Raw genomic sequence first — 6,769 nt, 5'->3', positions numbered from 1 at the left:
TTTGTTTGTTGACGTTTTGCTTGCTTCAGCTCTTCTAACTTTTTTAGAACAGCATTTTCTGCTCGTAGATAAGCTATTTCCTCTTTTAATGCTTCAATTGTTTTTTCATCATCACTGTGAGTGGGTTCAATACGGGGTTGCTTCATACAGGGTCTTCCTCTGGAACGATATTCAAGCCCCCGGAAACCTTTTTTATAATATCTATCAAGCCAAACAAATAGAAGACCGGGGGAGCTTAAATTAAGCATAGCACTAGTGTGCCCGAGAGACCAATTATTTGTCCACATTAATTTTAGTGCTTGTAATCTTGCTTCGGCATCACGTAAATGAGGTGTTGATTGAAAGGAGTTATCGCCATGAATCGCAACCACTTGCGACCAATACCGAATCTGACTAGAAGATATCGCATATTTTTTTGAAAGAATTTCCGATGATTCTCCTGATAAGAATTCATTAGCTATGATAATTTTTAAATCTCGACTATATTTTGACATAAAAAGACCCCCTGTAATTGGTTGTCCAACTATTGGGGGTCACTTCATTAAGACGCTTTTTAAATTCCATACTGAGTTCGATAGTCTTCGACCAGTTTAACTTGGTTTTTTCGTGAGGGATCTTGATAAAGGTAATGAATCAAATCATCTAATGTGATAATTGAAATAACCTCGCAATGATAGGTTTGCTTTATTTCTTGAATGGCAGATAAATCACCGCGACCTTTTTCTTGACGGTCAAGGCAAATTAATACACCAGCCAGTTTTGATTGATTATCTTCTAGAATTCGCATTGATTCACGAATTGCGGTACCCGCAGTAATTACATCATCAACTAACATAACACGTTGTTGATAAATAGTACTACCAACTAGGTTACCACCTTCACCATGGTCTTTAGCTTCTTTACGGTTAAAGCAATAAGGAACATCAACATTATAGTGCTCAGATAAGGCCACTACTGTTGATGAAACAATCGGAATCCCTTTATAGGCAGGACCGAAGATGACATCATAGTTTAAATTTGCATCCATCAATGCGGCAGCATAAAAGCGACCTAATAAAGCCAAATCTTTACCTGTATTAAACAATCCTGCGTTAAAAAAGTAAGGGCTTTTTCGTCCTGACTTTAAGGTGAATTCACCAAATTTTAGTGCTTGCCTATCTAAAGCAAATTCAATAAACTCACTTTTATATGATTTCATCGATCCTCTCCAATTAATCTTTTAAGGCTTGTCTTTGTGCATCAATAATTGTTGCAATACCATTTTTTGCTAGTTCTAGCAGTTTTAATAATTCTTCATGACTGAATGGTTCACCTTCGGCAGTACCTTGTACTTCGATAATACGTCCGTCATCAGTCATAATGACATTCATATCTGTATCTGCATTGGAATCTTCAATATATTCCAAATCACATACTGCTTGACCCTCGACAATTCCGACAGACACAGCTGCAACCAATGATTTAATTGGGTTCTGTTTTAATTTACCATCAGCAATCATTTTATTAATTGCATCGTTAAGAGCAACACATGCACCAGTGATGGATGCTGTTCGTGTTCCGCCATCGGCTTGAATGACATCACAGTCTAGGGTAATGGTATATTCGCCAAGTAATTTAAGATCAATCATGGCTCTTAATGAACGGGCAATAAGTCGTTGGATTTCCATTGTACGACCTGTTTGTTTCCCTTTTGCCGCTTCACGCTGAGTTCTTGAATTGGTTGCGCGTGGCAACATGCCATATTCTGCTGTAACCCAACCTTGATTTTGACCTTTTAAAAAGCGAGGTACACTTTCCTCAACCGTTGCGTTACACAGTACTTTGGTTTCACCAAATTCAACTAATACAGAACCTTCTGCATGCTTAGTATAATGACGGGTTATTTTGATTGGGCGGACTTGTTCCGCAGCTCGACCAGACGGGCGCATGCAATTCTCCAGCTATTATATAAAAAAATGTTTGAATTTATCATTTAGGAGGACATCAATTAAAGAAAGGATTGATGTTTAGCCTAAGCTAAGAGCGCATTATACAGAATTTATGATACAATGCCCAGCAAGTTTTTTATAAATTTAGGATCCAATTATGATTTCAAGTATGACTGCCTATGCCCGAAAAGAAATTAACCAATCATGGGGGACGGCCTCTTGGGAGTTGCGTTCGGTTAATCAACGCTACTTAGAAACCTATATTCGTATGCCTGAACAGTTTCGAACACTTGAACCGATTATTCGAGAACGACTTCGAGGTCGATTAACACGCGGTAAAATTGAATGCAATTTACGCTTTGAACTCGATCCTGCTTCGCAGCATCAAGAATTATCTTTAAATGAGGATCTTGCAAGACAGGTTCTTAGTGCGGTTAATTGGATTAAAACTGAATATAAATCTGGTGACGTTAATCCTATTGATGTATTACGTTGGCCGGGTGTGCTATCAGCTAAAGAGCAAAATCTTGATAGCATATCACAAGAAATCTTAGCATTATTGGATGAAGCCATTAATGAATTAATTGCTGTGCGTGAACGTGAAGGAGAAGTGTTACGTGATCTTATCATCCAACGTTTAGACAGTATTACGACAGAAGTTGAAAAAATTCGTCAATGGATGCCACAAATACTCGAATGGCAAAAAGAGCGCCTCCAAAATAAATTGGCTGAAGCGAATATTGAACTCGACAAGTCAAGATTAGAACAAGAAATCGTATTGATGGCTCAACGTATTGACGTAGCTGAAGAGCTTGATCGTTTAATGACTCATGTTAAAGAAACCTACGCAATTTTAAAGAAAAACGAAGCAGTCGGGCGCAGACTCGATTTTATGATGCAAGAATTTAACCGTGAATCAAATACCATAGCGTCAAAATCAATTAATGCTGATGTAACCGCTAGCGCGATTGAACTTAAAGTCTTAATTGAACAAATCCGAGAACAAGTACAAAACATTGAATAAACTGTTATTTAATGAATAAGTATTTAGGTATTTTAGCCGTTATTTTGGCATCACTATTATGGGGCACGACAGGTACGGCAGCCACGTTTGCCCCAGCTTTATCCCCTTTATTTATCGGCTCGTTTGCTATGGGTATTGGCGGGATTTTGCAATGTGGATTGGCTACCGTTAAGATTGTTCATGATCGTGCTTTATTAGCGGTACATTGCAGATTCTTGATCGTGGGGGTACTTGCTGTAGCTATCTATCCTTTAGCATTTTATTCTTCTATGCGTTTATCTGGTGTAACCATTGGTACCGTTGTGTCTATTGGTTCAGCACCCATTTTATCGGCGATAATTGAATATTTTAGTCGTGATTTTCAACTCAATAAACAGTGGGCTATGGGTGCTTTATTGGGGATTATTGGAATGGTGATGTTAGCTTTTTCTGACAATGCAAGTACAACAATCCAATATACTCATGTTAATTTAGGTATTTTATTAGGATTAGTTGCGGGCTTGACTTACGCGCTCTATTCATGGTCAGCAAGGCAATTAATGTTAAAAGGCGTTAATACTAAAGCGGCAATGGGCGCTACTTTTGGTTGTGGGGGATTACTATTAATTCCTGTTATGTTAATAACGGGCTCTGCTTTTGTTAATTCATGGAATAACATGACAGTTGGATTTTATATGGCATTGATACCGATGTTTTTAGGTTATCGTTGCTACGGTTTTGGATTATCAAAAATCTCGGCCAGTATGGCAACAACCATTACCTTACTTGAACCCGTTATTGCTGCGATTCTTGCTATGTTAATTGTGGGTGAATGCTTATCATTAATTGGTTGGATTGGCATGCTGTTGATCTTTATTTGTCTGATTATGGTAACCTTATCAAGTTTGGCTAACAACTGAATATTTGGTATTTTTTCTTTAGCTATTTTATAAAAAAATTAATTCAATCCGCTACTCATCAATACTGTTTTTTGTCTTTTACAATTTTTTCTTTAATAAGTAAGCCAAGAATATTTTTCTAAAATAAATAACAGACCTCTTATTTTGATGAAATAGCAAAAATATTAATTATTTCTGACAGATTAAAATCAAGAAAAAATCTCTAACTCTTTCTATCTCAATAATAAAATTCATACAGATTAAATAGACCTTTCAACTTTTTACACATGTAATAAGAATTTAAAAAATAATATTTTACGATACTGGATAATTAAATAGATGTTGTTAAAATAAACAGACTATATTTTAATCAAAATATAGTAAATCATAGATAATCACAAATAATAAAAGGGGATGATAAATATGAAAAAATTACTTACTTCTGGTTTGTTATTTCTATTTTTAGCGGGACCTGCTGGTGCACAAGCAGTTAAAGAGTCATTAAAAGATGTACCTTATGATGAAGTACTAAAAATGGCAACGGAAAATAATGACCCAAAAGCGCAATATGATTTAGGTGTTCGCTACTTTCAAGGTGAGGGGGTTGAAAAAGATCCGTTGAAAGCGAGACAATGGTATGAAAAGGCAGCGGCACAAGGCCATTCTGGAGCTGAATCTAATTTAGGATATATGTATGAGAATGGCATAACAGTTGACCAAGACTATGCTAAAGCCAAAGAGTTTTATGAAAAAGGTGCTGCAAAAAATGATGAATATGCTCTATTTAATCTAGCTAGTTTATACAAAGAAGGCCGAGGTGTAGCTAAAGATCCATTAAAAGCAAAAGAATTATTTGAAAAATCAGCCGAGCTAGGTCTTGTAAATGCACAGTATCATTTAGGGGATATGTATTTAACGGGTGACGGCATAGATAAAGATCTCAATAAAGCTCGATATTGGTTTGAAAAAGCAGCCGAACAAGGGCAACCAGAATCTCAGTTTAATCTAGGGGTCATGTATGAAAATGGAGCTGCCGGTCTAACAAGAGATCATAACAAAGCAATGGAATTGATTGAAAAAGGATGTGAAGGCGGTGTAGAACATCCAATTTGTCAATGAGTTTGTTTATCGAATTAAAAATTATAATCAGTAATGTTAATAGCAATAAGTAATACGGCTTTATAAAATTTAAAAGGGGCAAAGTGCCCCTTTTGTTTTTTAATTTTAGTATATTACGGATTAACTTGTTTAGGATAATGCCGACTTTTAATCGATTTAAAATACCAGTAGAGTGCTGCAAAAGCGATACCGGTTGATAAAAGGTCAGCAGTAGGTGATGATGCCCAAACTCCATCTAAATCGAAAAATAGCGGTAAAATATAAAGTGTTGGCAATAAAATTAAAATTTGTCTTGAAAGACTGAGTAAAATAGAAACTCTAGCCATACCAATACATTGGAAAAAGCTTGTTGTCACCATTTGGAACCCAACAAACGCAAATGAAAGCGTTGTATACCTTAGTGCAATAGCTGATATAGCAACTAAATCCGCTTCGGAACTGAATGCTCTAACCAGTACATCAGGCATAAAGCAACCTAATATAAATCCAGCACTCGTGATCACAGTAGCGATTTTTACTGCGTAGAAAAAGGTCTCTTTCACGCGTTTATAATTCTTTGAACCATAGTTATAGCCAATGATTGGTTGCATTCCTTGGTTAACGCCAATGACAATCATAATAATCAGGGTTATTAATCGATTTGCATTTGAATAACCGGCAATAGCATCGTCACTTGAAACATGAGAAATCGGCGCATAGTGAGTTAATTGCCAGTTTATAAATACCACTACCACAGACGCAGCAACTTGCATGGCAAATGGCGACATACCAATTGATAGAATCGATTTAATATAAGTTATATCAAGTCTAAAATTACGACGATATAGCTTGATATTACTGTTTTTGCTAACAAAGTGCTGCATTACAAACAAAAAGCTAATAAACATCGATAGGGTGGTTGCAAAAGCTGCGCCTCGCATGCCCCAACCTAAAGCAATAATAAAAATTGGGGCAAGAATAATATTGGCAATCACGCTAATAAACATAGTTACCATAGCTTTAAAAGGATAACCACTTGCTCGCATCATATTGTTGTAGTTGAAAGTCAATGTGATAAAAATACTACCCGGCAAAAATACCTCTAAAAACTCACGAGCATAAATATGGTTGGTTGGGCTTGAACCAATAAAATGTAAAACAGGGTCAATAAAATAAAGCAATAACGCTAAAGTTATACCACTAAGTACCGCCGTTAACATGAACGAAGTACCAGCAACTTTTTCGGCTTTATCGATTTCACCTCGACCTAAAAATATAGAAATACGGCTCGCCGAACCAATACCTACTAACATACCAATACCCGCAGCAAGATTCATAACGGGTAAAATAATGCCTGCACCACTCAATGCTTCGCGCCCAATCCAATGCCCAATAAAAACCCCATCAATAATGTTATACAGGGTATTGACGGTTGTCCCAATAATGGAGGGAAGTGCATATTGCCAAAATAATAAACTGATTTTTTTATTCTTAAAATCATTATAAATATCTTGAGGATTTGCCATATTATTTATTCCAAATATAACAGGTTGTAAAAAAGTTTCAGATTAACATTACGTTTTAGTAAAAAATATTATTGTTAATTACATTATTTATCACTATGCTAATGGCACTTATGAAGTTGTCTTATCAAAAATGAGTTGGTGAGGTTTTTTAGCCGCTAAGACTCAAGTTATCGTTATTAATATTTCTTAAATACCATTAGATTTTGTAAAGAAGTTTCAGGTTAATTATACGTTTTAGTATAAAATCTAACTAATTATCATTTGTTATCTAATCAGACTAATAAATTGTGGATAGCACTTTTTTAGTGCTTTGAT

General features: G+C 35.8%; 7 protein-coding genes. 3 read left to right on the top strand and 4 right to left on the bottom strand.

The genetic code is table 11. The features are described from left to right. The 3 genes from H3S88_RS06445 to rph form a co-directional block, all read right to left on the bottom strand. The coding region (locus H3S88_RS06445; RefSeq protein ID WP_232354027.1) for a helix-turn-helix domain-containing protein at window positions 1-494 on the bottom strand (494 nt) is incomplete at its 3' end. Window positions 495-553: 59 nt separating this feature from the next. Then, on the bottom strand, window positions 554-1,198 hold the full coding sequence (pyrE, locus tag H3S88_RS06440) for an orotate phosphoribosyltransferase (protein WP_198228142.1): 645 nt from the start codon (window positions 1,196-1,198) through the stop codon (window positions 554-556). A 13-nt stretch (window positions 1,199-1,211) separates the two neighbouring features. Then, window positions 1,212-1,928, bottom strand: a complete 717-nt coding sequence (gene rph / locus H3S88_RS06435) for a ribonuclease PH (protein ID WP_039127094.1) — start codon at window positions 1,926-1,928, stop codon at window positions 1,212-1,214. A gap of 157 nt (window positions 1,929-2,085) precedes the next feature. Between rph and H3S88_RS06430 the strand changes: the two genes are divergently transcribed. The 3 genes from H3S88_RS06430 (at window position 2,086) to H3S88_RS06420 (ending at window position 4,949) form a co-directional block, all read left to right on the top strand. After that, window positions 2,086-2,952, top strand: a complete 867-nt coding sequence (locus H3S88_RS06430) for a YicC/YloC family endoribonuclease (RefSeq protein ID WP_198228144.1) — start codon at window positions 2,086-2,088, stop codon at window positions 2,950-2,952. 11 nt (window positions 2,953-2,963) lie between these two features. Further along, window positions 2,964-3,851, top strand: coding sequence for a DMT family transporter (locus H3S88_RS06425; RefSeq protein WP_198228146.1), 888 nt, complete (start codon window positions 2,964-2,966; stop codon window positions 3,849-3,851). Window positions 3,852-4,253: 402 nt separating this feature from the next. After that, complete coding sequence (locus H3S88_RS06420) at window positions 4,254-4,949, top strand: tetratricopeptide repeat protein (protein WP_198228148.1); 696 nt, start codon at window positions 4,254-4,256, stop codon at window positions 4,947-4,949. Between the two features lie 113 nt (window positions 4,950-5,062). Here the strand turns inward: H3S88_RS06420 and H3S88_RS06415 are convergent, their stop codons facing one another. After that, window positions 5,063-6,454: an MATE family efflux transporter gene (locus H3S88_RS06415; RefSeq protein WP_198228150.1), complete on the bottom strand. Its 1,392-nt coding sequence runs from the start codon at window positions 6,452-6,454 to the stop codon at window positions 5,063-5,065. Window positions 6,455-6,769 lie beyond the last annotated feature (315 nt).

The organism is Gilliamella sp. B14448G11 (assembly GCF_016101765.1).
GTDB classification, from domain to species: Bacteria; Pseudomonadota; Gammaproteobacteria; order Enterobacterales; family Orbaceae; genus Gilliamella; species Gilliamella apicola_N.
Note: the sequence above shows the minus strand (reverse complement) of the source record. Positions and strands in the feature narration are given on the sequence as shown.